Consider the following 25,571-nt stretch of genomic DNA (forward strand, 5'->3'; position numbering starts at 1 on the left):
ACCACACTCCAAAGTGTAGACGATGAGAGCTGGTCACTTGTCACTGCTGGCAATTTCTACGGAATAACTGCGCCATGTAGCTGCTCATCGGCGTTAGCGCAGCGTCTTTTCGTTGAATCAAATAAAAGGTCGCTTTCGGCAGCGGTTCATCCAGCTCTAATGCCACCAACTGTCGGCCTAAAATAGGATCATCAATCACATCCACCGACAAGATAGAGACGAAATCGCTCTGCGCCACCAGGCTGGTGCAGGCCATAAAGGTTTCGCAGGTAACGACAATTTTCGGTGCCATGCCGCGATCGCCAAACAGATCATGCAGCAAGCGATAATAGCTGCCTTTGGGCGTTGGCATGGTCCAGTCACATTGCTGCAACTCTGCCAGCGAGCGCGCTTTCTCTAGCGGATGCCCTTTCCGCACGACCACTTTGTATTCGCGCTCCATCATGCGCTCGTACATCAACTCCTGATCGAGATGGCTTTGATCATAGGTATTGATGGTGAAATCCAGCGCGCCCTGGCGCAATTCATGCACCATCGACACCAACTGGCCTTCAACAATGCGTACTTTGACCAGCGGATATTCACGGTGAAACTGATTGATTACCTGCGGCATGATGGTGCGCGCAACGCTGCCGCCTACACCAATATTCACTTGCCCACCGCCCAACCCCAGACGCTGCTGAATATCTTCTTGCGCTACCCGCAACTCCTCCAACACCAGACTGGCGTGACGAAAAAGTTATCACCGATGTCGGTCAACACCACACCTTGCTGGCGGCGAACAAACAGCCGTGCGCCAAGAACCGACTCCAGTTCCTGAATCGCTTTCGTCAACGCCGGCTGTGAAAGGCCCGATAAACGGCTAGCCGCGCGAATACTGCCCTGACGCGCTACGTCAACAAACGCGCGTAATTGATGAAGTTTGAGATTAGCAGGCATGATTTTTGTGATAACCGCTGTTTATCAGACACAAGATATTCGCATCTTATGTGGGTGTTTACCATTGTGTAGATTCAGAACAATGCATAAAAAACCAACACCAGGAGATTGCCGATGAATACCCTTTCCGACCACGTCAGCGCATTGATTCCGCAGATGAAAAGCTGGCGGCGCGACTTCCATCAATTTGCTGAGTCAGGCTGGCTAGAGTTTCGCACCGCTACATTGGTCGCCGAAGCGCTGCACAATCTCGGTTATCAACTGCAACTGGGTCGTGAAGTGATTAATGCGGATGCACGCATGGGCTTGCCCTCTGCCGAAGTGCTACAGCTTCAGGAAGCCCGTGCGTTGCAACAAGGTGCGCTGCCGCAGTGGTTATCTTACTTCTCGGGCGGATTTTGCGGCATCGTTGCCACGTTGGAGACCGGTCGTCCCGGCCCGGTAATGGGTTTTCGCGTTGATATGGATGCGCTGGATTTGAATGAAAGTCAGGCCGCGGATCACCTGCCGCAGCGCGAAGGCTTTGCATCCTGCAATCCAGGCATGATGCACGCCTGCGGACATGATGGTCACACCACCATCGGCCTTGGCGTTGCCTCACTGTTAATGGCGATGAAAACGCAGTTGAGCGGCACCATCAAACTTATCTTTCAGCCTGCTGAAGAAGGCGTGCAGGGTGCCAAAGCGATGGTTGAAGCGGGCGTGGTCGATGATGTTGATCTGTTCACTGCCATTCACCTCGGCACTGGCGTACCGGCAGGCGAACTGGTGTGTGGCAGCGACAGTTTCCTCGCCACCACCAAGCTGGACGTGAGCTTTACCGGTGTGGGCGCGCATGCAGGTGGCCGCCCCGAGGAAGGCCGCAATGCGCTGTTAGCGGCGGCGCAGGCCACCTTAGCGCTGCACGGTTTAACCCAGCACAGCGGCGGCGTGGCGCGCGTCAATGTCGGCGTGTTGCAGGCGGGAACGGGGCGTAATGTAGTCGCCGATTGTGCGCTGATGAAGGTGGAAACACGCGGCGTCAGCAATGAAGTTAACGACGACATTTATCAGCAGGCGCTGCGCGTCATCGCCGGTGCAGCCGCTATGTATGGCGTTGAATATGAGGTGAAGCTGATGGGCGCTGCACGCAGTTCTACGCCAACGCAACCTTGGGTAGATTTCATCCACCAGCAGGCTGAAGCGCTCGGTGTGTTCAACTCGGTTGTCGATCGCAAACAGCAAGCCGCTGGTTCGGAAGATGCCACCTACATGATGGAGCGCGTTAAGCAGCGCGGTGGACAAGCCTCCTACGCCATTTTTGGCTGCGAACTGGCCGCGGGCCATCACAACGCGAAATTCGATTTCGATGAGAAGGTGATGGCAACCGCCGTCACATTGCTCTCTACGCTGGCGCTGAATCAGGCGCAGTTTGGCGGTGCACGATGATTGAATCGTTTATTGCGGATTATATCGAGCAGCATCAGGCCCGCTTTAGCGCGCTTAGCGATGCTATATGGGACGTGCCGGAAACCCGCTTCGCCGAAACCCGCTCCTCCGCGCTGCTGGCTGATGCGCTGGCAGAAGAGGGTTTTGACGTTGAGCGCGGTGTCGGCGGCATGGATACCGCGTTTATCGCCAGTTTTGGCAGTGGCAAACCCGTTATCGGCATCCTGGGGGAATTCGATGCGCTGGCGGGCCTGAGCCAGCAGGCTGGCTGTGCACAACCGAAACCGCTGGTGGAAAACGGTAATGGTCACGGCTGCGGCCACAACCTGCTGGGTACCGCCGGGCTGGCTGCGGCGTTTGCGGTGAAAGCCTGGATGCAGCAACACAACACCGGCGGCACGCTGCGCTTTTATGGTTGCCCAGGCGAAGAAGGCGGCTCCGGCAAAACGTTTATGGTGCGTGAAGGTCTCTTCAACGATGTGGATGCCGCAGTGACCTGGCATCCTGAAGGTTTCAGCGGCATGTTCAACCTCAGCACGTTAGCCAATATTCAGGCGGCGTTTCACTTCAAAGGCGTCGCGGCACATGCCGCTAACTCACCGCATTTGGGGCGTAGCGCACTGGATGCGGTGACGCTGATGAATACCGGCGCCAATTTCTTGCGTGAACACATTGTGCAGGAAGCGCGTCTGCATTATGCGGTGACCAACAGCGGTGGCGTCTCGCCTAATGTCGTGCAGGCCGATGCCGAAGTGCTGTTCCTGATTCGCGCCCCTGAATTGCAACAGGCGCAGGATATCTATCAACGGGTGATCAATATCGCCAAAGGCGCGGCGCTGATGACAGATACCCAGATGTCAGTGCGTTTTGACAAAGCCTGTTCCAATTATGTGCCAAATCGCGCACTGGAAGCTGTGATGGAGCGTTATTTGCATCAGTTTGGCTTACCTGATTACAGCGATGAGGAGCGCGCGTTCGCGGCAGAGATCCGCGCCACGTTAACGAAAGATGACTTACGCAATGCGCAGCTGAATGCGGCACGTACGGGTGGCGAAGCGGGTCAGGCGTGGGTTGAGACGCTGGGTGACAAGCTTTTCATGGATGAGGTCGCCCCGTATGCGATCACGCGTGAAATGCTGTATGGCTCAACCGATGTCGGCGATGTGAGCTGGGTTACGCCCACTGCGCAGTGCTTTGCGCCCTGCTTTACCTTCGGTACACCGCTGCATACGTGGCAACTGGTGGCGCAAGGCCGCACCAGCATCGCGCATAAAGGCATGTTTTTGGCAGGAAAGGTGATGGCGGCAACGGCATTAACCCTGCTCAACGATGACGATGCGCTGGCGCGCTGTCGCGACGAATTCAGCAAGGCACGTCAGGCGCAGCCTTACGCATGCCCAATACCGGACGGCATCACGCCGTCAAAATTGGCCGATTGAGCCACCGGCCGCGCCTCATGGCGCGGACCGAGATAAAAACAAGCAAACACAAAACGAGGAAGGACGGATGGAAGTCGCATCGGAGAACCGCAGCCCGGGTAAGGTATTCAGCTGGATTGAACGCGTTGGCAACAAAGTACCCAATCCCTTTTTACTGTTTGTTTATTTGATTGTGGCGTTGATGGTGGCAACCGCCGTGATCAGCGCACTGGATTTAGCCGTTAAAAACCCCAGTAACGGCGAGATGGTACGGGTCAATAATTTGCTTAGCGTGGCGGGTTTACAGTGGATCCTGCCGAATATCATCAAGAACTTCAGTAGTTTTACGCCGTTGGGATCGATTCTGGCGCTGGTGATTGGCGCTGGTCTGGCGGAAAAAGTCGGGTTGCTGCAATCCCTGATGGTGAAAATGGCCTCACGCGTTAGCCGCCGTTACGCCAGCTACATGGTGCTGTTCATCGCTTTCTTTAGCCACATCTCTTCTGATGCAGCTTTAGTGGTGATGCCGCCGCTCGGCGCGCTGATTTTCCTTGCGGTCGGGCGTCATCCGGTTGCCGGGTTATTGGCCGCGATCGCGGGCGTTGCATCCGGTTTTACCGCCAACTTACTGATTGTGACCACCGACGTGTTGTTGTCGGGCATTAGTACCGAAGCGGCAAAAGCAGTGAGCGATACCGTGCACGTCAGCGTGATCGATAACTGGTTTTTCATGGCGTCGTCGGTGATTGTGCTGACCATTGCCGGCGCGCTGCTGACCGATAAATTCGTCGAGCCGCGCTTGCCGCAGTGGAAAGATGGCAGCGGCGAAAAACTTGCTGCATTGACACCGCTGGAGAATCGGGGCCTGCGTACAGCGGGCATTGCCGCGCTGCTGTTTATTGGCTTAATGGCGCTGCTGGTGGTGCCCGAACATGCGCCGCTGCGCGATCCTAAAACCGGTTCGATCATTCCCTCGCCCTTCATTCAAGGCATCGTACCGATCATCATCCTGTTCTTTTTCGTGGTGGCGATAGCTTACGGCGTGGTCACGAAGCAGATCCGTCGCCCGGATGATATTCCGCAGCTGCTGGTCGATCCGATGAAGAATATGGCGGGCTTTATCGTGATGGTGTTTCCGCTGTCGCAGTTCGTGGCGTTCTTTAACTGGAGCAACATGGGCAAATTCATGGCACTCGGTCTGACCGACGTGCTGGAAAGCGCAGGAATCAGCGGTGCACCTGCGTTTCTGGGCCTGATGTTCCTTTCAGCATTTCTTTGTATGTTTATCGCCAGCGGTTCGGCCATCTGGTCGATTCTCGCGCCGGTTTTTGTGCCGATGTTTATGCTGCTCGGCTTCCATCCCGCGTTTGCCCAGATGATTTTCCGTATTGCCGATTCCTCCGTGCTACCGCTGGCACCCATGTCGCCGTTCCTGCCGCTGTTTCTGGCCTTTCTACAGCGCTACCAAAAAGATGCACAGCTTGGCACTTACTACATGCTGATTTTCCCCTATCCGCTGGTGTTCTTTATCAGCTGGATTGCACTGCTTCTGGTCTGGTACGCGTTAGGTTTACCGATTGGTCCAGGCGTCTATCCACAACTGCATTAATCCCGATTCGCCATGGACGGCGAAAACTGCAACGTACGTTGCTAAATACTCACCAACTTGCCTCTCGGCAACGATCCTCGAATTTATTATCCTGCTATCTCTTCGCTTGCTAACGGTTAATTATTTTTAAATCTAATCAAGACCGCTAGCGAGATTTGCAAACACTGCCACACCGAGGTTTACGTAAAAATGACAACAGCCTGCCCAACAGGGATGGCGCCGACGCACGCTTCGTCGGCACCCAACAACAGCTTAGCGGGACGCATTGATGCGCTGCCTTCCTCCGCCGGTTTGTGGCGTTTCATTTCTTTGCTGGCGCTAGGCGGCTTCTTCGAACTCTACGACCTGTTTGAAACCGGCTATATCAGTTCTGGCTTGCTGGCCACCGGCGTTTTTCATACGGGCAGCGCAGGCGTGTTTGGCTTTTCCGATCAGGCCGCTTTTGCTTCTGCAACGTTTCTGGGTCTGTTTTTTGGCGCAAGCCTGTTAGCACCCTACGCCGATCGCTTTGGTCGCCGCCTGACGTTTATGTGCGCACTCATGTGGTATGGCCTGTTTTCGCTGCTGATGGCTTTTCAGCAAAGCGCCGAAATGATCATCCTGTTCCGCTTTCTAGTCGGTATTGGCTTGGGCATTGAGCTTGTCACCATCGATACCTACTTGTCGGAATGGGTACCTACGCATCTGCGTAGCCGCGCCTTCGCGTTTTCATTTTTCATTCAGTTTCTCTCAGTGCCTGCGGTGGCTTTGATGTCGTGGTGGCTGGTGCCGCAAACCATCCTCAGCCTGGAAGGCTGGCGCTGGGTGGTGATTGCAGGCGCGCTCTGTTCACTGGTGATTTGGTTTATTCGCAAAAACCTGCCGGAATCGGCACGCTGGCTGGCGCAACAAGGCCGTCATCAAGAGGCGCATCAGGTGCTCTCGGCAATGGAAAAGCGTTGTGGCATGACGCCGGGCGCAGATTTTCCACCCGATGATGCCGCGGCACAACTGCCGAAAAAGGGCGTTTCAGCGAGATTTGGGCACCCGCTTATCGCAAGCGCACCCTGATGCTGGTGGTAATGAATTTCTTCCAGGCAATTGGTTTCTTCGGCTTCGGTAACTGGCTGCCCGCGCTGCTGTCGGGCAAAGGCACCACGGTCACACACAGTTTGCTTTATGCCTTTTTTATCACGCTGGCCTACCCGCTCGGTTCATTGATTTGCAGCCGTTACGCCGATAAGTTTGAAAATAAATGGCAGATTGTGATGTCGTCGCTGATGACGGTGATATTCGGCACGCTGTTCGCCTTCCAGACCAATCCGGTGCTGCTGATTATTTGCGGCTTTTTGATCACCTATTCCAACGCCTGGCTGACATTTAGCTATCACGCTTATCAAACTGAGATCTTCCCGACGCATATTCGCGCCCGTGCGGTTGGCTTTTGCTACTCGTTCAGCCGCTTATCGACAGTGTTCAGCAGCATTTTGATTGGCTTGATTTTGCAATACGCCGGCACGCAAGGCGTGATCGCCTTTATTGTGCTGAGTATGCTGATGGTGATGTTGTCGGTGGGAATTTATGGCCCGAAAACGCGCGGTATTGATTTAGAGAATATTTAACATCTGCGCTTGTTTTTTTAAGTGCGAGGTCGTTTGGCCCCACCTCGGTCCTCTTGAGTGCGAGGTCGTTTGTCCCCCACCTCAGTCCTCCCCCATATATGGGGGAGGAAGATGCTGCAACATGCGAGTATTGAAGCTGCATGTGGCAGCGTCTCCTTACTCAAATACGGCAGCGTCTCCTTCCCCGCTTCGCGGGGAAGGCCGGGATGGGGGACAGCGTACGCCGTCTAAAATGCGTACGCCACCAAAAATCACTTGCCTTCCAGCACCTTGATATCTGCGCTACCAGTGCGATCCTTCACATCTTTACGCTGTTCGGCAACGTCTTTAGCGCTGACCTGTTTGTCGGACTTATTTCCCCAGCTGGTGCGGATAAAGTTCACCACATCCGCGACCTGCTGATCATTCATGCGCCAGCCAAATGCAGGCATGGTGATGGTGGATGGCGCACCTTTCACACCCGGCAATTCGCCGCCCACCAGCACGATATGAATCAGCGAGGTTGGATCGTCAGCTAACACCACCGGATTGCCGCGCAGCGCAGGATAAAAACGTTGATAGCCGCTGCCATCGGTTTTATGACACGCTGCACAACTGTCGACATACAGCGAGGCACCCGCCTGATGATCATCCCCTTTCCACAGCGCTTTCGCCGTTGCCTCATCAACGCTGAACACCGTTTGATGCGGATCTTTCGCACCCAATGATTTCAGATAACGCGCAATCGCCGTGATGTCACTGTCGCTCAAGTGCTGCAAGCTATGCTCAACCACTTCGGTCATGCCGCCAAAGGCTGCGGTGTGATCGTTACGACCGTAACGCAGGAACTGGCTCAAATCGTCTTCACTCCAGCGGCCTAAACCATCGCGGTTGTCGCCGCGCAGGTTGCTGGCGGTCCAGCCGTCAACCGGTGCGCTGCTGCCAGACAGATAATCATTCCCTTCGTTATTGGTCAGGGCTTTCTCTTGCATAGTGATGCTACGTGGCGTGTGGCATGCGCCGCAGTGGCCTAAGCCTTCAACCAGATAACGTCCTCGTGCCAGCGTGGGATCTTCCTGCTCAGCCGGCTTGAAAGCCTTCACTTCCGGTGCAAACACAGTACGCCAAATCGCCAGCGGCCAACGCATCGAAAGCGGCCAGGGAATATCGCTGTCTTGATTAGCTTGATTAACTGGCGCAACGCCATGCATGAAATAGGCATACAACGCCTTCATGTCGTCATCATTGACCACTGCATAAGAGGGAAATGGCATCGCCGGATAGAGCGTATCGCCATTTTTCGCCACGCCGTGACGCACCGCTTTTTGGAAGTCGTCGTAGCTGTAATCACCGATCCCGGTCGATTTATCCGGCGTGATATTGGTCGAATAAATAGTGCCGATCGGAGTGACCATCGGTAAACCACCCGCAAAGGGTTTTCCGTCTTTGCTGGTGTGACACGCCACGCAGTCACCGGCACGCGCCAGATACTCGCCGCGCTTTACCAAATCGCTGTTGCTGTCGTCCGCCAGTGCAGAGAACGTCAACGTGCCCAGAATCAGGGCCAAAATGCCTTTTTTCATCGCCATGTTCCTTATGCCTGCACCAGTGGACCTGGATTTTTCAGGTACTGCTCGCGGATGGCTTTCGCGGACCAATACGTCAGCGCCGCCACCATGCCTGTTGGGTTGTAACCCAGCCCTTGCGGGAAGGCTGACGCGCCCGGTACAAACACATTCGGCACATCCCAGCTTTGCAGATAGCGGTTAACCGCGCTGGTGTTGGGATCTTCACCCATGATCGCCCCGCCATTCATGTGTGTGGTTTGATAAACGGTGGAATCGAAATGGCTGTCAGCGGTTTTCGCGGCGCCCATGATCAATTTAGGGTTCATCGCTTCAGCAATTTTGTGCATTTTGCTGACCATGAACTGCGCCATCTTGATGTCGTTTTCCTGCCAGTCAAAGGTCATGCGCAGCAGCGGCTGGCCGTGGGCATCTTTGTAGTTAGGATCGAGATCAAGGTAATTGGCACGATAAGATTGGTGCGCGCCGTGGGCATCCATCGACACGTGATGGGTGTAAGTGTCCGCGACGGCGGCTTTCCATTTACTGCCCCAGTTTGGCGTGCCGGTCGGCGTCGGCAGACCCGAAATCGGTTTGGTACCCGCTTGGTTAACCCAGAACGGCGAACCACCGACAAAGCCGTGCGGGCCGTGATCAAAGTTGTCGGCATTAAAGTCATCCACACCTACGCCTGCGCCACCCGCACCAATAAACGGATTGGTGGTGGTGTTTTTGTCGAACAGCGCTTTAAGCGTGGAGATGTTTTGGTACGCGAAGTTGCGACCAACGGTGCCTTCATTGGTAATCGGGTTATAGGGCTTGCCAATGCCCGACAGCAGCATCAGATGCACGTTGTGGAACTGGAAAGCAGAAAGAATCACCAAATCCGCCAGCTGCTCAACTTCACGGCCTTGACCATCAACGTACGTCACGCCGGTGGCGCGCTTTTTGTCATCGGTCAGATTAACGCGCAGCACGTAAGCGTTGTTGCGTAATTCAAACTTCGGCTCCTGACGCAGCGCGGGCAGGATGTTGACGTTTGGCGATGCCTTGGAATACATGTAGCACGCATAACCGCTGCAGTAGCCGCAGAAATTACACGGGCCCATTTGCGCGCCGTAGGTGTTGGTATAGGGGCCAGAAGTGTTCGCTGAAGGCAAGTCATAAGGATGATAGCCAACCGATTCTGCCGCCTGGGAAAAGAGCTGCGCCGAGTAGGTGCGCTTTTGCGCTGGCAATGGAAACTTATCTGAGCGATCGGGTGCAAACGGGTTGCCACCGATCTCTTTGCCCACCACTTTACCGTTGATGCTCCACGGCGTACCGGAGGTGCCAAACACTTTCTCAGCCTTGTCAAAAAAGGGTTCCAGCTCGTCGTAGTTCACGCCGAAATCTTGAATCGTCATGCCTTCAGGAATGAAGTTTTTGCCGTAACGCTCTTCGTAATGACTCCGCATACGCAATTCAGTCGGATCAACACGGAAGTGCACGCCAGACCAGTGCAGACCCGCGCCGCCGGTGCCGGTGCCGGGTAAAAAGGCAGCCAGTTGACGATAAGGCACGGCGGTTTGCGACGCGTTATGGCGAATCGTTACGGTGCTTTTTGACAGATCCTGGAACAGCTTTTTGCGGATGTTATAGGTCAGTTCATCAATGGATTGCGGATACGATCCATCAGGATACGTATCGCGATGCGGACCGCGCTCCAGCGCCAGCACGGTTAACCCGGCTTCGGTCAGCTCTTTCGCCATGATTGCGCCAGCCCAGCCGAACCCAACAATCACCGCGTCTACTTTTTTATTTTCGTTAGCCATGCTTACGTTCTCTCTCCGCGAATCGACACTGACGGGAACGGATATTGTTCGCCGCGCTCTACCCAATCCATAAAGTCGGCGCGGGCGCCTGGGAAGCCAATCAGCTTCCAGCCCACCATGCCTTGATTGCCGCCGTGGATCGGATCGCTGAAGAAGCCTTCGCGGGTGTTTTGAATCAGGAACGCAAAGAAGGTTTTACTTGGCAGTTGTTTGAACTCGGCTTTGCCGCTTTCCATTGCCTGTAACAAGGCGTCTTGCTGGTCGCCAGTCAGCTCAGCGAACACTTTTCCATGCTGCTGTTTGCTATAGTCATCCGCATCGGCGAGGCCCAGCCGATAGATTTGCTGTGGCACCAGCGGCAGCTGATAACCCAGCTCTTTCGGCAAGTCAGGATTGAACGGTCCCTGCATGTACCAGGTTGCACCGGTCGCATAAGGGGTGTTCATCTGACGATCGATAAATTCCGGTACGCCCGCTTCCAGTGCGCCGGGACCCCGATCATCTTTGGGGATCAGGCGCGCGACCGCCGCCTTAATAAAAGCGAACTCTTCGGCAGTAAACCAGTTGGGTTGATAATCACGCGCCTGTTGCGGGCCGGTTGAATTTACTTCTGCAGCCTGCGCTGCCATTGGTGTTGTGAATGCACCCATAGTAGCGCCACCCACCGCCATTGCTGGCGCCAGGGTGATGGTCTTCAGCAAAAAATCCCTGCGTGAATGACCCTTTTTTGTTCTGACATGACATTGCCTCAGTACCGCATACAATGCGGCATGAAAGAGTAATTGATTGCGTTGTAATGGTTTTTATAAGCGGTTTTAGGGTTACAGCTTCATTGTTACCGGTAACAATTGCCGTTAGTGTAACACCGTTAGCCACAAAGATTGAGGGGATGGAAACAAAATCGCACAAATTCATTAACATCCATCGCCACGCATTCATTGTCTGATACATCACATCACTTACAGAGAGCAGCCAAAAACGTTATAACAGTCTGCACACAACAGCGGAGAACCTATGTTTAAGTCCTTTTTCCCCGGCCAGCGCTGTTTTTTAGCTCAGCAGCGATTTGGAGCTTGCTGGCTATTTTTGCGTGGTTCGGTTTTGCCGATCGTATACCTGCGTTATGGCCAGCTTTTGATGCCGCAATGAAACAGCCTTTACCGACCACGGCAGCACGCTTTATCGCTGCCAGTCAGCTATGGTTTTATGCCTATTACTGGATCATGGTGACCGTTTTCGCGCTGGCCTGGCGGGTGATTGATAATCATCCTTGGCAGCGTTGGTCAGTGTGGGGTTCAGCCCTGATTATCTTTGTGACCTGGTTTGGCGTGCAGGTTGGCGTGGCGATTAACGCCTGGTATGGGCCTTTCTATGACCTGATCCAGAAAGCGCTGACGAAAGCCGGTTCGGTACAAATCAGTGAATTTTATGGTGAAGTCAGAGCATTTTTAGGCATCGCACTGATTGCCGTAGTGATTGGCGTAATGAACTCATTCTTCATTAGTCATTGGGTGTTCCGCTGGCGTACCGCGATGAACAATTACTACATGCACAACTGGCAACGCCTGCGTCATGTCGAAGGCGCCGCTCAGCGTGTACAAGAAGACACCATGCGCTTTGCCACCACGCTGGAAGATTGGGGCGTGAGCTTTATTCAGGCAATTATGACGCTGGTGGCCTTTTTACCGGTGCTGGTCACGCTGTCACATCACGTTAAAGATGTGCCGTTTCTGGGTAACATTCCCTATGCGCTGGTGATCGCCGCGGTGCTGTGGTCAGTGTTTGGTACCGGGCTGTTAGCATTGGTGGGAATTAAACTGCCGGGGCTGGAGTTCCGCAATCAGCGAGTAGAAGCAGCATATCGTAAAGAGCTGGTTTACGGCGAAGATGATGCTTCACGCGCCTCGCCACCCACCGTGCAGGAGCTGTTCAGCCGGGTACGGACTAACTATTTCCGCCTTTACTTTCACTATCTCTATTTCAATATCACCCGCATTCTTTATTTGCAGGTGGATAACGTCTTTGGCTTGTTCCTGCTGTTTCCGTCGATTGTGGCAGGCACCATTACGCTGGGATTGTTAAACCAGATTACCAACGTATTTGATCAGGTGCGTAGCTCTTTCCAGTATCTGATTACGTCGTGGTCAACGCTGGTGGAGTTAATGTCGATCTACAAACGTCTGCGCAGTTTCGAGCAGATTTTGCAGGACATTCCGCATGAAGAGATGATGCGTGAGGCGTCCGAAGAGGTGTAGTTTGGGCTTGGACTGTGCTGGCTGTCGTTTAGTGCGAGGTCGTTTGACCCCACCTCAGTCCTCCCCCATACATGGGGAGGAAGATGCTGCAATATGCGAGTATTGAAGCTGCATGTGGCAGCGTCTCCTTCCCCGCTTCGCGGGGAAGGCCGGGATGGGGGACAGCGAATACCTCACCAAAGCAGCGAATACCTCAGTACGCTAAGTGCGAGGTCGTTTGGCCCCCACCTCGGTCCTCCCCCACACATGGGGGAGGAAGATGCTGCAATATGCGAGTATTGAAGCTGCATGTGGCAGCGTCTCCTTCCCCGCTTCGCGGGGAAGGCCGGGATGGGGGACAGCGAATACCTCACCAAAGCAGCGAATACCTCAGTAAGCTAAGTGCAAGGTCGTTTGCCCCCACCTCAGTCCTCCCCCATACATGGGGGAGGAAGATGCTGCAATATGCGAGTAGTAAAGCTGCATGTGGCAGCGTCTCCTTCCCCGCTTCACGGGGAAGGCCGGGATGGGGGACAGCGCGCAGAGGACAGAGGACGCACGCAGAGATCAGACTTAAAGCGCTATACGCATCACGCTGTCTGGATTTTTCGGTGGCTCTTTACGCGAACCCGGCTGCTTGACGCTAACAAACAGCGCTTTGCCATCGGCTGACAGCGCCAGGCTGTTCGGCAGACCCGGCGTTTTCACCGTACGCTTCACCTTGTAGCTGCTGGCATCAATGATGCTCACTTCGCCCGCTTTACGGTGTGTCACATACAGCTCATCGCGATCGGCATTGAACAGCACCGCCAGCGATTCCGGCACGTCAATCTTATGAATGACTTTTTGATCGCGTAAATCAACGACCAGCACCTGCGACTGTTTTGAATCGCTGAGGAACGCACGCTGACCTTTTGTATCCAGAGCGATATTCAGGAAGAAATGCTCTTTTTCCGCATCAATCTTCTGCTTTTTCTCAATGGCATTGGTACGCGTATTGATAGTGACCAACTCGCCGTCGCTATTGGTGACATAGATTTTTTGCGCGTCAGAATCGACGGCTAAACCGGTGCCCATTTTGCCGGTGTTCGTCACGGTGCTGATCAGTTGCAGCGTTTTACCGTCAACGACCCACACCACGCTTTCAGGGCCTAAACCCGTGACGTAGACGCGATCGGTTTTCGCATCAACGGCCACCTGACGCGGCTGCAGTGGACGCACGTTTTCACCACGCTTGCGGCTGTCCAGCACCAGCGTGTTCAGCACTTTGCCGCTGCTGGCGTCAACAGAGGTTAACGAGCCATTCACGGTATTGCCGAAGTAAAGAATATTGGTTTGCGGATTAATCGCAGCGCCAAAGGTTTTCAGCTCAGTGTTGATTGATTGCTTCACCGCTAAATCCTGCGGATCAAGACGGAAAACGGTGCCGCCTTTGCCGTCAGTGTTTTGCGCAGTCGCCAGGAAAAGTGCGTTATCTTTCTGGCTTACTGCCAGCTCGTAAGCACCTTTACCAATCGGTTGATTCAGATCTTCAGCTTGTGCAGCCAGTAGACCCGAAACAGAAAACAGTGCTGTTGCCAGCAGCAGAGGACGCAGCGCCCATTGCTTAGTCGTTAAAGCTTTCATAACTTCTCCATAGTAAATCCACCGCGAAAAGCAGCGGAAAGAAAGCCCATCATTGCAACCTGATAAATAAAGCAAAAATTCCCGTCATGCTTCTCATAGCAGGCTCGTTGGCTGCTCTCATTCACGCGAATCACTGACCTCAATATGCTCATCAGGATTTACGGATTTGCCGCCTTCCTACAACGCGAATTATTTAGGGTATAAAAAATGAGAATGGATATTTTTTGAGAATAATAATTATTTCGGTGGGAAAGTGACAGGATTATTATTGCCAGGTACTGGCAGAAACGCCGACAGGACGCCCAAAGGCGTCCTGTCGGCGCAAGAGATAACTTATTTAGTCAATTCAGCGGTCATGTGTACGCCGTTATTGAAGTAAGCTTCAGTCACTTTATAGGAAGCACCAGTTTCCTGAGCCTGTGCAGCGATTTTCGCTTCTGCACCATCCAGCGTAGTGCCGGTAGCGGTCACGGTTTGTGCAAAACCAGCAAAAGGCAGGAGTGAAAGAGTCATTACAGCAGCAAAAGTTTTGATGGTATTCATGGTCAATTCCTTGGTCAATTTTTAAGAAGTTAGGCGCTGTCGCCTTGTTGATAGATATATTAGGTGAGAAGTTGATCAAGAAAAAGCGGAGAGATTTGCTGAACTCATTCAAAATAACTGATTATAAAAAGCACAATTAGCGCAGTAAAGACGCAAAAGGTTAATTCACTATGCCAAATAAAAAAGGCAGCATATATCGCTGCCATAGAAGAAAGTTATCCGTGGTGTCTCACGCGAGTAAAGATGGTGATGGCTGCCAGTAACATCAGCGCGCCGCTGGCGAGGAACACACCGCCTGCGCCTTGTAAATCGAACATCCAGCCGCCAGCCGCAGCACCAAAGGTAATTGCCAGCTGAATGGTTGCCACCAGCAAGCCGCCGCCCGATTCTGCATCATCCGGTACTGCACGAGAAATCCAGGTTGACCAGCCGGTCGGCATCGATCCAAACGCCATGCCCCACAATGCTACGCCTGCGCCGACCATCCAGCTTACATCGCCAAACGTCACTAACAGAAACGCCGTTGCGCTCATCAACAACGCCATGCCGCTTAAGGTTAACGACACGCTGCGCGTCACCAGATAACCCGCCAGCGAAGTACCGAAAAAGTTCGCGACGCCAAAGGCCAACAGCACCAGCGACAGCTGATTCAGATTCAGTAACGCCACACCTTCAAGGAACGGGCGCAGATAGGTAAAGAAGGCAAAGTGACCGGTGAACATCATGATCACTGCCAGCATTCCCCAGCGCATCACTTTGATTCGCAGCAGATCTAACACGCCGCCGTTGCGCGCTTTGTTCTCTGCAGGCATCGCAGGCAGGGTAAAGAATTGCCACAACAGCGCCACCGCGCCCAACATCGCTGTCAGCAGGAAGATGTTACGCCAGCCGATGAGGCCACCAAGATAGCTGCCTGCCGGCGTGGCGATAATCGTTGCCAGCGAAATCCCGCTGAACACAATCGACAACGCGCGCGGCACCTGATCGCTGGGCACTAGCCGCATAGTAATGGCGGTCGAAAGCGTCCAGAATCCCCCGATCGCCATGCCCAGCAGCACGCGGGCCAGCAGGATCACAGTCAGGTTTTCCGCAAACGCCACCAGCAACGCTGAGGCGATCATTAACAGTGAAAATGTCAGCATTACGACGCGGCGATCAAGACGGCGCGTAACGCTGGCCGTGATCAAACTGGTAAACAGCGCGACCAGCGCGGTAACCGTCACCGTTTGCCCCGCCTGTCCTTCTGAGACGTTCAAACTCGCCGCCATCGGGGTCAACAAGCTGACCGGTAAAAATTCGGCGGTAATTAAGCTAAAAACGCCAAACGCCATAGCAAATACCGCGCCCCACGCGGGACGGGCGGGTGAGGAAACCTCATCAGCCACTTCTGTGCTCAGACTCATGCTGCTTCTCCAGAGGATAAAAAAGTAAGTGTGAGCATAGAGGGCAGACAAAAGACGATCTATGATGCGTACACCGTGTTTATTGATAATTCGTCTGGAATCGCATGAGCCACTATGAAGATCTGACCAGTGAACTGCTGATGGGAATGCGCCTGTATGGCGTGAATTACCAGCGTATCGAAGTCTCTGCGCCGTTTGGACTGCGCTTTGATAACGCGCCAGGCCGCGCGCAGTTTCACTTTGTCGGGCGCGGTTCGCTGCTGGTGCGCAGCGCTTCCGGCAACATTTTTCAGCTCAACAGCGGCGATGCTCTGCTGGTGCCGCACGGCAAGCCGCACAGTTTGATCTCCAGCGAAGAAGCGTTATGCGAGTCGATTAACAAGCTGGAAAGCAAGCCGATCTGCGACAGCGTTTGTGCGATTGCCGCGCCCGCCGATGCGTGTAAAGACGAACACAGCGTGATTCTGTTTAGCGCCTGTATGGCGTTTGAATTGGGTGGCATGCAGCCGCTGATCAACACCATGCCAGACGTGATGCTGGTCAGCACCTTATTGTCACAGTACCCTGAAATCAGCCCAATTTTGGCGGCGATGGAGCGAGAATCACGTACTCGACAGGCGGGTTTCGCCGGTATTTTGTCGCGCCTTGCCGATGTGGTCGCCGCCCTGATTGTGCGTGGCTGGGTAGAGAACGGCTGCGGTCAAAGCAGCGGGTTAGTGCAGGCGATGCGCGATCCGCGGTTGAGTCAGGCGATTGCCGCGATGCACCGTGAACCCGGCGAAAACTGGACAGTGGAACGTTTAGCCCGCGAAGCGGGTTGTTCACGTTCGGTGTTTGCGGAGCGCTTTTTGAATGCAACTAACATGACGCCGCTGCGTTATCTGACTGAACTGCGCATGCGGCTGGCGGTACAGCGTATCGTGAATAATGGCGAAGCCGTGGAAGCCGTCGCCTATCATCTTGGCTACGGCTCGCTGGCGGCGTTTAGCCGCGCATTTAAACGCATTGTGGGACAATCGCCCGGCGCACTGCGTGCGGGTCGAGACAGCACGCAGGCGGTGGCTTCTTAGCGGAACACGCTGATCGCTTCGACCAAACGGTTGGCCTGATGCGTCATGCGGCCCGATGCTTCAGCGCTTTCCTGTACGCGAGCAGCGTTCTGATGCGTTATATCATCAAGATCTTCAACCGCCGTGCTGACTTCGCTGAGGGCGATGGATTGTTCGGCGGTTGCCGCACTGATCTGTGCAATCAGCGACGTCACGTTTTGCACCTGCGAGACGATATCCTGCATGGTTCGACCCGCAGCATCTGCATGATCACTCCCCGACTTCACACGGCTGGCGCTGGTTTCCACCAGCGTTTTGATCTCGCTGGCGGCTTTGGCGCTGCGCTGCGCCAGACTGCGGACTTCACCCGCCACCACAGCAAAACCTTTGCCCTGCTCGCCGGCGCGCGCCGCTTCTACGGCTGCGTTCAGTGCCAGGATATTGGTCTGGAAGGCGATGCCATCGATCACGCTGGTAATGTTGGCGATACGCTTAGAACTGTCGGCGATCTCCCCCATCATCCCCATCATCTCTTTCATCACTTCACCGCCTTTGATCGCGGCGCCGCTGGTGTTAGCGGAGAGCGAATTCACTTCGCTGGCGGTTTCGGTGTTGCTCTTCACCGTGGCGGTCATTTCGTTCATGGTGGCAGCGGTTTGCTGCACATTGGCCGCAGCCTGTTCAGTACGTCGACTCAGTTCGTTGTTGCTGCGCGCAATCGCATCGCTGGCGCTCAAGACGTTTATCGCCTGGCCGCTAACGTCATCTACCAGCCAGCGGAACATGAGGCCGAGCTGCCCAATAGCGCGCAGCGTCATGCCCACTTCATCAACACGATCCATCTGTTCAACTTTATGGCTGGATCCGGTTGCCACGCTTAACGCTTGTTTGCACATGCGTTCGATTGGGCGCGAAATTTGTTGTTCCAGCCATGCACTGGCCAGCAATAGCAGCATCGCCATGCCGCCCGCAAAGCAGCTGAGCTGCAGAGATGTCACGCCGAGTAGCCAGACACTGGCGACGGAAAGCGGCAGCAGTGCAAATAAGGTGCTGCGGATGCGCCAGCGCAGCGGCAGGGTTTTCAGGATGGAGCTAAAACCACGCCAGCCACTCCGCACGATCAATCCCTTATGAAAACGGCGTCCTTTGGCCTGACCTTCACGAAATTCGCGGTAGAGCTTTTCGGTCTGGCGCACTTCTTCTGTGCTGGGTTTGGTTCGCACAGACATATAGCCTTGCACTTTGCCTTCGCGTACCACAGGAATGGCGTTGGCGCGCACCCAATAGTGGTCACCGTTTTTACGACGGTTTTTTACCAGCGCGGTCCAGGGTTCCCCCTGTTTCAGCGTTGCCCACATATCAGCAAACGCCTCAGACGGCATATCCGGGTGGCGCACCATGTTGTGCGGCTGACCGTCCACTTCTTCTGGCGAGAATCCACTGGCCTCGATAAACGCGTCGTTGGCGTAGGTGATGTGGCTATTGAGATCGGTGGTCGACATCAATGTCGCATGATCATCAAACACATACTCACGCTGAGATACGGGTTGGTTATTACGCATGGGAAATTCCTTGAGGCAAGCCGGCCAGGTAAAAAGAAAACGATTACGAATTTTTATCTTTTCGGCAAGTCGCCGCAGACTCTTTAGCGTTTCTGATTAATTTTCCCCATGAAAAAAGCCGCTTTGAGGCGGCTTTCACATTTTTTAGGCGTTTGAATCGATTAGAAGGGTTTGAGAGTAAATGAAATCCTTCTTTAAAACGCAGCAACCGCGAGAATGACAGAACTGCACGGCTCTACCCGAATAATTCGCGTTGCAGGAAGGCTCGCCGGCTTACTGAAGTAAGCGACGGGTGTGAAACTGCGTAGCCAACGCATCTGCAACGCGAAGAATGAAGGGTAGATTAGAATTGCCAGCGCACGCCAACGTTATACCGCCACCCTTTGGCGCCGTTGCTATCAATCTCTTTGCGGTAATCCGCTTCTGCATACAACGACAGATCTTTTTTCACTGTTGCGGTTCCGCCTGCGCCTAACTCCCACATTTGCCCGACGTGGCCGCTATCGAAACTCCCGCTGAATGAGGGATTATCGACGGCTGAAACCGTGCTTTTTACCGTGCCGCCCCAGCCTTTGTAGTAGTTCGCGCGCAGATAAGGTGTGTATTGGCGATGGCTCTCGTCCGTCCAGGTGCGATCCAGGCGTGCACCGAGACGACCCAGAATCTGATTATCATTGTCGTAACGCACCTTGTTGCCATCTGCATCAACAAAATCACTCATGTTGAGCTTCATGTACATCAGCTGTGCCTGCGGCTCTAACTTGATATCGTGTGCCAGCTCAAAGGGATAACCGCTCTCTAATGACGCGGTCCAGCCATTCGCTTTTAACGTCGCCACATCTTTCTTACTTGCGACATCGGTTTCACCGCGATGGCGATCAAACGACAACACGCCATCAAGATAGAACCCATTTTGGCGCTGCCAAGTGCCGTAAAAGGCCAGGCTGTCGCTGTCAAAACTGGTGCTGCTGTAACCGTCTGCAGCGTCAGGCCGAATACGCGTGTTACCGCGCGTGTAGGCTAAGCCGCCGCGCAGGCTATCTTTTTCACCATCAAGGCGCAGCAGATTACCGCCCACCTGAACCGCGCTGTAGTCGAGGTCAAAATCGTAGCCGTAATCGCGGAAACGCTGGTCACTTTTGTATTTCAGGTTAGAACCGATGTAGCGCAAAAACATCTCGCCGCCATCGCCTTCTGAGCGCGTTTGCTCGTGGCGTAGTTCACCCAAACGCTTATGCAGATCGTCAATAATCGCGGCGGTGTAATAAGCCAATCCAACGGGTGCGGAGATATAGGATGGCACCTGCGGCACGACCGCTGGGCGTGATTCCGCTCGGCTACTGCTGATATTTTGGTTAGTTGTGGTATCAAACGGCGTGGTCACGAATGTTGAACAGCTGCTTTCTCCCTCGCAGACGTAGTAATTTGCCAGACGATAATCCCAGTAATTATTGCCCGTTCCATTGACCAGGCGCTGATTCGGATCGCTGCTGCCTGGTGCAAAGCTGTAGAGACGATATTGCCACGGCCCTGCCGCAATGTACCCGCCCGCCAGCGCCAGGCTGTTGCCGCTGGCATTGCCTGCGACCTGCGCCAATGAAATCCCTTCACCGGCATCAATGCCGCCATTACGGTTGAGATCGGTCAGCATACCGGTGCTTGCCGCATCGAGCTGTACATTCATTAGCGTGGTGCCGCTGGCGTTCCCCTCAACATTGAGATGGTCAGTGAACTGATTGCTCAGCGCCCCGCCTTGGTTGAGATGGGTGAGCAGATTGAGCTGTCCGCCGCTGGAGGCCAGAGAACCCTCGATATCCAACGTATTTCCCGGTGAACCGCCGCCGTTGGTTAAATCGATAACGCCTGCGTTATTCACCACCAGCGAGTTATCACTGCCGCCCGCCAGCGTCGGATGCACATTGTTGCCTGCATACAGTATTGAATCGCTACCGATGTTGATGGTGCTGTGCGCCAGTTGCAGGTTATCGGTCAGCGTCCATTGCGAGCCATAGAAGTTTAGGGTGCTCCAGCCGCTGCCAAGGTTTACCCCTTTGCTGAGATCGTCGGCGCTGAACGAGCCGCCTCGCGCAGCGATATCATTAAAGGTCAGCGTATTGCCGGTGCCGTTTCCGCTGGTGAGATGGTAAGTCGTGCTGAGATCAACACCGCTGACTTCAGCCAGATTGTTGTTATCGCCGCCCATCGTCAGGCTGCCGTTGAGCGTGCCGCCGGTCCAGCGGAACGTATCACGGCCGCCGCCAGGATTGATGTCGCCGATTACGCCGCCTTCGGTCAACAGGATCTCATCGTTGGCATTGCTGCCCGCCACCGCGACGGTAGAAGGGTTGGCGGTGATGATAGTGCCAAGGTTTTCAAACAGAGTTTGTCCACCGCGCAAATCAACCACCGGTGAAGTCAGGCTATTTGATGTAAAAGTGCCGGTGTTCAGGATACTGCCTGCGGTGCTGGAAACCAGAGCTGAGCCGCCGGCGGCATCATTGATATTAACGTTGGCTGCGGTCATCACTCTGCCCGTGGTATTGGCGCGAATCCCGGTGCCGCCCGCGCCGTTGACGTTAAAGACGTAACCCGAACCCAACGTGAGATCGCCCTGCGTGGTTGAGCCGTCGGCATTGACGATATTCAAACCGGTCCCGCTGCCGTTGACGTTGGTGGTCACGGTTGAAGCGGGATCGAACGGCACGGCGGTTCGTATGCCGTTGCCATCACCCACGTTCACGGTGAGATTACTCAGACTCACGTTACCCAGCTCCGCACGGTTTTCGATGCCGTTGCCGGAGCCGTTAACATTGATGGTGGCGTCGCTGGCGCTGAGTGAAGACGCGCCGCTGTCCAGCAAAATGCCGTGCGCATTGCCATTCGTGGTAATCGCCGTGTCGCTGCCGGTTAAAGCCAGCTGTGCGCCATCACTAATGCGTACCCCGCCACACCGTTGGCGACAGTGATCACTCCCCTTTCGCCAGCGTCGATCCCGATCCGCTGACATCCAGCCCGGTTCCGTTTGCCACATTGACCACACCGTTATTGCTGATGGTGCTGCCGCTGCGCGAACGAATGCCGATATTGCTGCTGCCGGTAAGATCAACGTTGCCGTTGTTAACCAGCTCTGCGCCGTTGGTGACGTCGATACCTACCGCGTTGCTGCCTGCGCCGTTAACTAAACCGTTGGTCGTGATGAGCGTCGGTGCGGAATCGCCGTTTAACGTGTTGCTGAGATCGGTACGCAGATTGTTAACCAGTACGCCGACGCTGCTGTCGCCGCTTAGCGTGATGGCGCTGCCCGCGTCGAGCGTGGCCTGTGCACCGCCTTCCGCGCGTATTGCGGTGCTGCCATTACCGCTGGCGTTGAACTGGCTGCTGCCGCTGTTCAGTGTGCTGTCGCTGCCAGAAACGATCACGCCGGTGCTGTTGGCGGCGCTGCTGGTTAATGCGCTGCCGTTGCTCAGTGCCAGCGTCGCACCATCATCAATACGATAACCGGTTGAGCCGCTGCTATTGACGTCAAGCACGGTTGCGGCGCTGTTGATGAGAGAACCTGAGCCGGCTGCGTGATAGGCAATTTGCTCGCTGTTGTTAAACACCGGCGTGGAGGCTGATGAGACGTTAACCCGCGCACCACTTACTGCTTCTGCGCCTATCGCGCCAACGCCGTTGAGGTTTACCGCGCCGCTATTGAGATTAACCACTGCAGCGCTGCCACTGGCACTCACGCCTCGAGTACGGCTGCGGGTGCTGCCACCGTTGACGTTAATCACGCCGCTGTTATTGGCGGTCGTGGTGGTGCCGCTGCTGTTCACCGCGATGCCCGTGCCGCCATCATTGATAGCGATATTGCCGCTGTTGGTGCCGGTTGCGCCGCTTTCAACGCGAATGCCGGTCGAGTTTGCCCCGCTGAAGTTGATATCCCCGTGTTGGTTAACTGTGCGCGGTTACGGGCCAGATAGCCAGTTAGGCCATTTTGTGAGGCGTTCAGGGTTGCCGCTGAATTCAGGCTGGTGCTGGCGACTGGCGCTCCACTGTTGCTGCCCGCGAGTGTGTGTTTTTGCCCATCAACAATCGCGCCAATCGCATTGCTGCCTGTCAGATTCATTCGGGTAGCGGCATCTATTGTGCCCAGTGCACCGCCTTCAATGGTGACGCCGTTCGCGCCGGTGCCGCTGACGTTGATCACCGCATTTTGGGTATTCACGCGGGTGCCGCCGGTTCCACTGCCCATCACGGCGGTTGAACCTGCGCCGGATGCGGTAAGCAACAGATTGCTGCCGTCGAAATCGGCGCCCTGCTCAACGCGGAACAGCGTGGAGTTTTGCGTGGTGACATCAAACGGATTATTGCCCGCCACGTTGATGCGTGCGTTGGGTCCGTAAGCAAAGAAGGCAATTTGATTGCTGCCGTTGGAGAAAGTCGGCACCGCTTGCTGCGCAACTTGTATCGTGGCATTGCCGCGGGCATGCACCCCAATTGCGCCAATGCCGCTGAGGTTGATCGGGCCATCAACGGTAGACTGCGCCGTGCCAGTGCCTTGCCCTTCTACCCATACGCCGTAATTGCGTGTTCCGCTGGCAGGATCGGCGCCGCCCGCCACGTTAATGGTTCCGGTAGAGCTGGCGCTGGCGGTGTTGCCGTTGGTTGCCAACACTTTTAGGCCAGTGCCGTTAACACCATTCAGGTTGATGGTGCCATCGTTAACAATATTGCCACTGCTGTTGATAGCCGCCATGCCGATGTTTTCACGCGGAACCGTTGCTGCTGCGCCGTTCACGTTAATCGTGCCGGTATTCATCAAGGTGGCGTTGTTGGCATTGGTTGCAGACATGCCCGCGCCGTTCTGTACCCGTGAACCGAGAGTGATATTGCCTGCGTTAATCGCGGTGCCGTTCGCCACCAGCGCGATACCGCTGGTCAGGCCGCTCTGGTTCATTGCGGTGTCGGCCACCGCTTCACCGGTGCTGTTTTGTGGCCCACGACCAATATAGATATTACCGCTAGCGGTATTGGTAAACGTGGCGCTGGGATCGGTCAGTAACACGCCAGACGTGGTACCGCGCGCGCTGGAACCGTTAACGCCAACATTAATATTGCCGCTGTTATTGGCCGTGGCGTTATCTGCCAGCGTGATGCCCGCTACGCCATATTGAGAATTGCTGCCGGTGGTCGCCAGATTAAGTATTCCATTGTTATCAAAAGTGCTGCCGCTCTGCACCGCTACCCCGTTTGCGCCATAACCGGTTGAGCCAATACCGGTGCCATCTTGCCGATTGAGAAAACCGCCGTTAATAACACCATTATTGGTGCCTTTGCTGTTATCGGTTAACACCAGCGCCGTACCGTTGTTAGTCACGGCTCCCCGGCTGGCGAGCTTGCCATCGATCACCGCTTCTGCGCCGTTGGCCGCTCTTATTGCTCCACCTGTTGCGCCCACCACTTCCAGCGTTTTTCCTGCCGCCAGATTCACTCGCGCGTTAGCCCCATCAGCATTGATCACAATGCGTTGCCCAATACTCTGCGTAACTTCATCCGGTGGCGTGGCGCTGACGTTGTAAACGATATTGGCGTTAGTGAATGTCACCGCCTTGTTGAATTCAGCCTGATAGCGTGTTTTATCAAGGTTGCCGGCTTTGAGTTGGTCAATCAGCCAGTTGTTGTAGGCTCGCAATTGGCTGGCATTGGTGACGGTGAAGTTGGTGCTGCTGCCATTCAGGGTGGTAACACTGAATGCGCCGTTGTAGGAAGCTAAATTCTGTACCTGATAGCTGCTGGTTGCACTCGCGCCATTCGGCGTGGCGGCGCTACCAAAAAAGCTGATGCGGTTATTACTGTTCCAGTTCACCGTGCTGTTGGCACCCACATCAAACAGTTGCGTCTGTTTAGCTGCCATTGACCAGCTATTCGTGCCGGCGCTGCTGGCAGCGTTTGCCTGGCCGATATTCACATTTAGCGTACCGCCAGTAACATCCGCGATGCGTGCATTGATATATTGCTCGCCCAGGACATTTTGTACATCGGGAACAGGGGTGGTGCCAGTAACTGGCGCTAAAGCCGTTAGGCTGGCAGGGTTATAGACCTGAAAAGTCGTATTTGAACCGGTGGCTGCATCGGGGATCGTAATCGCGAAATTTTGTGGGCCGGGATCAAGACGATCTTGATTGAGATATTGCGATCCCTGCGTGATGACAACCTGCCCTAGCGCGGTAGTAACAGCACCGTCTGTTCCCGCCGTGAAAGCTTGATTGCCGCTCAACGTTTCTGTGCCGCTGTTCACCACCAGCTTGCCAACCTGATTATCATTTACCTGCGGCGTATAAGTGCCCAGCGTAGCCGCCTGAACAGACATAACTGGCGTAAACAGCAGTTGTGCTGTCATCATCCCTAAAGCAATCGGGTTTAATTTCAACCTCATTTTTATCTCCAAAAAAGGCGTGCAGGAATCACCTTGCCAGGCAAGGTTTAAAAAGGATGGATATGATAAAATTGCAGGAATTAACGCTTCCCAGATTGCTGAAAAAAGTCGGGATCAGTGACTGATTATTATTTTATACAGCCGAGCATTACTGAATAAAATTAATCACTCAAGGCTGAAAATATTATGAATTGATATATAGACGTAATTGCTACGTATTACAAAAGCGTAGCGGCAGGATATTCAGTAATTAGTTGTGAAGTAACCAGAAAAAAGTGCTGAATCAAAACAGCCTATAACCCTTCTCTTCATATTGACATGAGACTTTAGTGCTTATAATACCTTAATGTTTTTTTACAGCTTACTTACGATTGGCTCTG

Annotated in this window: 14 protein-coding genes and 3 pseudogenes; 6 read left to right on the plus strand and 11 right to left on the minus strand. The window is 54.4% G+C overall.

The window, feature by feature from the left end:
* Positions 1-40: 40 nt before the first annotated feature.
* A pseudogene (locus KQP84_RS20175) lies at positions 41-939 on the minus strand (LysR family transcriptional regulator).
* A 114-nt stretch (positions 940-1,053) separates the two neighbouring features.
* On the opposite strand from KQP84_RS20175, the gene KQP84_RS20180 reads away from it, so the two are divergent.
* From KQP84_RS20180 to KQP84_RS20195, 4 genes and pseudogenes are all read left to right on the plus strand, one after another.
* Positions 1,054-2,367 carry an amidohydrolase gene (locus KQP84_RS20180; RefSeq protein ID WP_215847861.1) on the plus strand — a complete coding sequence of 438 codons (1,314 nt, stop codon included), beginning with the start codon at positions 1,054-1,056 and terminating at the stop codon, positions 2,365-2,367.
* Entirely contained in the window at positions 2,364-3,806 is a 1,443-nt protein-coding gene (locus KQP84_RS20185) for a M20 family metallopeptidase (protein ID WP_215847862.1), read from the plus strand. The genes KQP84_RS20180 and KQP84_RS20185 overlap by 4 nt, the downstream gene beginning before the upstream one ends.
* Positions 3,807-3,873: 67 nt before the next feature.
* Positions 3,874-5,394 (plus strand): p-aminobenzoyl-glutamate transporter, encoded by a 1,521-nt coding sequence (gene abgT, locus KQP84_RS20190; protein WP_215847863.1) that lies wholly within the window; start codon positions 3,874-3,876, stop codon positions 5,392-5,394.
* 189 nt (positions 5,395-5,583) lie between these two features.
* Positions 5,584-6,995 (plus strand): annotated as a pseudogene (locus KQP84_RS20195) (MFS transporter).
* A 251-nt stretch (positions 6,996-7,246) separates the two neighbouring features.
* Here the strand turns inward: KQP84_RS20195 and KQP84_RS20200 are convergent.
* Genes KQP84_RS20200 through KQP84_RS20210 form a run of 3 tightly spaced genes read right to left on the minus strand, consistent with a single transcriptional unit; the run spans position 7,247 to position 11,105 of the window.
* Entirely contained in the window at positions 7,247-8,557 is a 1,311-nt protein-coding gene (locus tag KQP84_RS20200; RefSeq protein WP_215847864.1) for a c-type cytochrome, read from the minus strand.
* Positions 8,558-8,568: 11 nt separating this feature from the next.
* On the minus strand, positions 8,569-10,353 hold the full coding sequence (locus KQP84_RS20205) for a GMC family oxidoreductase (protein WP_215847865.1): 1,785 nt from the start codon (positions 10,351-10,353) through the stop codon (positions 8,569-8,571).
* Between the two features lie 2 nt (positions 10,354-10,355).
* Positions 10,356-11,105 (minus strand): gluconate 2-dehydrogenase subunit 3 family protein, encoded by a 750-nt coding sequence (locus tag KQP84_RS20210; RefSeq protein WP_252515484.1) that lies wholly within the window; start codon positions 11,103-11,105, stop codon positions 10,356-10,358.
* A 262-nt stretch (positions 11,106-11,367) separates the two neighbouring features.
* On the opposite strand from KQP84_RS20210, the pseudogene sbmA reads away from it, so the two are divergent.
* Positions 11,368-12,608, plus strand: a pseudogene (gene sbmA / locus KQP84_RS20215) (peptide antibiotic transporter SbmA).
* Positions 12,609-13,160: 552 nt separating this feature from the next.
* On the opposite strand, the gene yncE reads toward sbmA, so the two are convergent.
* From yncE to KQP84_RS20230, 3 genes are all read right to left on the minus strand, one after another.
* Positions 13,161-14,213, minus strand: coding sequence for a 7-bladed beta-propeller protein YncE (gene yncE / locus KQP84_RS20220; RefSeq protein WP_215847866.1), 1,053 nt, complete (start codon positions 14,211-14,213; stop codon positions 13,161-13,163).
* 333 nt (positions 14,214-14,546) lie between these two features.
* Positions 14,547-14,756 carry a YdgH/BhsA/McbA family protein gene (locus KQP84_RS20225; RefSeq protein ID WP_215847867.1) on the minus strand — a complete coding sequence of 70 codons (210 nt, stop codon included), beginning with the start codon at positions 14,754-14,756 and terminating at the stop codon, positions 14,547-14,549.
* 215 nt (positions 14,757-14,971) lie between these two features.
* On the minus strand, positions 14,972-16,159 hold the full coding sequence (locus tag KQP84_RS20230) for an MFS transporter (RefSeq protein WP_215847868.1): 1,188 nt from the start codon (positions 16,157-16,159) through the stop codon (positions 14,972-14,974).
* Positions 16,160-16,263: 104 nt separating this feature from the next.
* Here KQP84_RS20230 and KQP84_RS20235 point away from each other — a divergent pair, with 104 nt between their 5' ends.
* Positions 16,264-17,229 carry an AraC family transcriptional regulator gene (locus KQP84_RS20235; protein WP_215847869.1) on the plus strand — a complete coding sequence of 322 codons (966 nt, stop codon included), beginning with the start codon at positions 16,264-16,266 and terminating at the stop codon, positions 17,227-17,229.
* On the opposite strand, the gene KQP84_RS20240 is transcribed toward KQP84_RS20235, so the two are convergent.
* The 4 genes from KQP84_RS20240 to KQP84_RS25550 all read right to left on the minus strand — a co-directional run bounded on the left by KQP84_RS20240 (position 17,226) and on the right by KQP84_RS25550 (position 25,191).
* Positions 17,226-18,770: a methyl-accepting chemotaxis protein gene (locus KQP84_RS20240; protein ID WP_215847870.1), complete on the minus strand. Its 1,545-nt coding sequence runs from the start codon at positions 18,768-18,770 to the stop codon at positions 17,226-17,228. The genes KQP84_RS20235 and KQP84_RS20240 overlap by 4 nt on opposite strands.
* 343 nt (positions 18,771-19,113) lie before the next feature.
* Positions 19,114-21,801 (minus strand): autotransporter family protein, encoded by a 2,688-nt coding sequence (locus KQP84_RS25540; RefSeq protein ID WP_252515313.1) that lies wholly within the window; start codon positions 21,799-21,801, stop codon positions 19,114-19,116.
* Positions 21,737-22,588, minus strand: a complete 852-nt coding sequence (locus KQP84_RS25545; RefSeq protein ID WP_252515314.1) for a hypothetical protein — start codon at positions 22,586-22,588, stop codon at positions 21,737-21,739. The genes KQP84_RS25540 and KQP84_RS25545 overlap by 65 nt, the downstream gene beginning before the upstream one ends.
* Positions 22,585-25,191: a beta strand repeat-containing protein gene (locus KQP84_RS25550; RefSeq protein WP_252515315.1), complete on the minus strand. Its 2,607-nt coding sequence runs from the start codon at positions 25,189-25,191 to the stop codon at positions 22,585-22,587. The genes KQP84_RS25545 and KQP84_RS25550 overlap by 4 nt, the downstream gene beginning before the upstream one ends.
* Positions 25,192-25,571: the final 380 nt, after the last annotated feature.

Source organism: Candidatus Pantoea bituminis (assembly GCF_018842675.1).
Classification (GTDB): domain Bacteria; phylum Pseudomonadota; class Gammaproteobacteria; order Enterobacterales; family Enterobacteriaceae; genus Pantoea; species Pantoea phytostimulans.

What these genes read in the sequence shown, in the direction of transcription:
- KQP84_RS20180 (WP_215847861.1), top strand. Translation starts at nt 1,054, where the DNA reads ATGAATACCCTTTCCGACCACGTCAGCGCATTGATTCCGCAGATGAAA.
- KQP84_RS20185 (WP_215847862.1), top strand. Translation starts at nt 2,364, where the DNA reads ATGATTGAATCGTTTATTGCGGATTATATCGAGCAGCATCAGGCCCGC.
- abgT (WP_215847863.1), top strand. Translation starts at nt 3,874, where the DNA reads ATGGAAGTCGCATCGGAGAACCGCAGCCCGGGTAAGGTATTCAGCTGG.
- KQP84_RS20200 (WP_215847864.1), bottom strand. Translation starts at nt 8,557, where the DNA reads ATGAAAAAAGGCATTTTGGCCCTGATTCTGGGCACGTTGACGTTCTCT.
- KQP84_RS20205 (WP_215847865.1), bottom strand. Translation starts at nt 10,353, where the DNA reads ATGGCTAACGAAAATAAAAAAGTAGACGCGGTGATTGTTGGGTTCGGC.
- yncE (WP_215847866.1), bottom strand. Translation starts at nt 14,213, where the DNA reads ATGAAAGCTTTAACGACTAAGCAATGGGCGCTGCGTCCTCTGCTGCTG.
- KQP84_RS20225 (WP_215847867.1), bottom strand. Translation starts at nt 14,756, where the DNA reads ATGAATACCATCAAAACTTTTGCTGCTGTAATGACTCTTTCACTCCTG.
- KQP84_RS20230 (WP_215847868.1), bottom strand. Translation starts at nt 16,159, where the DNA reads ATGAGTCTGAGCACAGAAGTGGCTGATGAGGTTTCCTCACCCGCCCGT.
- KQP84_RS20235 (WP_215847869.1), top strand. Translation starts at nt 16,264, where the DNA reads ATGAGCCACTATGAAGATCTGACCAGTGAACTGCTGATGGGAATGCGC.
- KQP84_RS20240 (WP_215847870.1), bottom strand. Translation starts at nt 18,770, where the DNA reads ATGCGTAATAACCAACCCGTATCTCAGCGTGAGTATGTGTTTGATGAT.
- KQP84_RS25540 (WP_252515313.1), bottom strand. Translation starts at nt 21,801, where the DNA reads ATGTGGCAAACGGAACCGGGCTGGATGTCAGCGGATCGGGATCGACGC.
- KQP84_RS25550 (WP_252515315.1), bottom strand. Translation starts at nt 25,191, where the DNA reads ATGAGGTTGAAATTAAACCCGATTGCTTTAGGGATGATGACAGCACAA.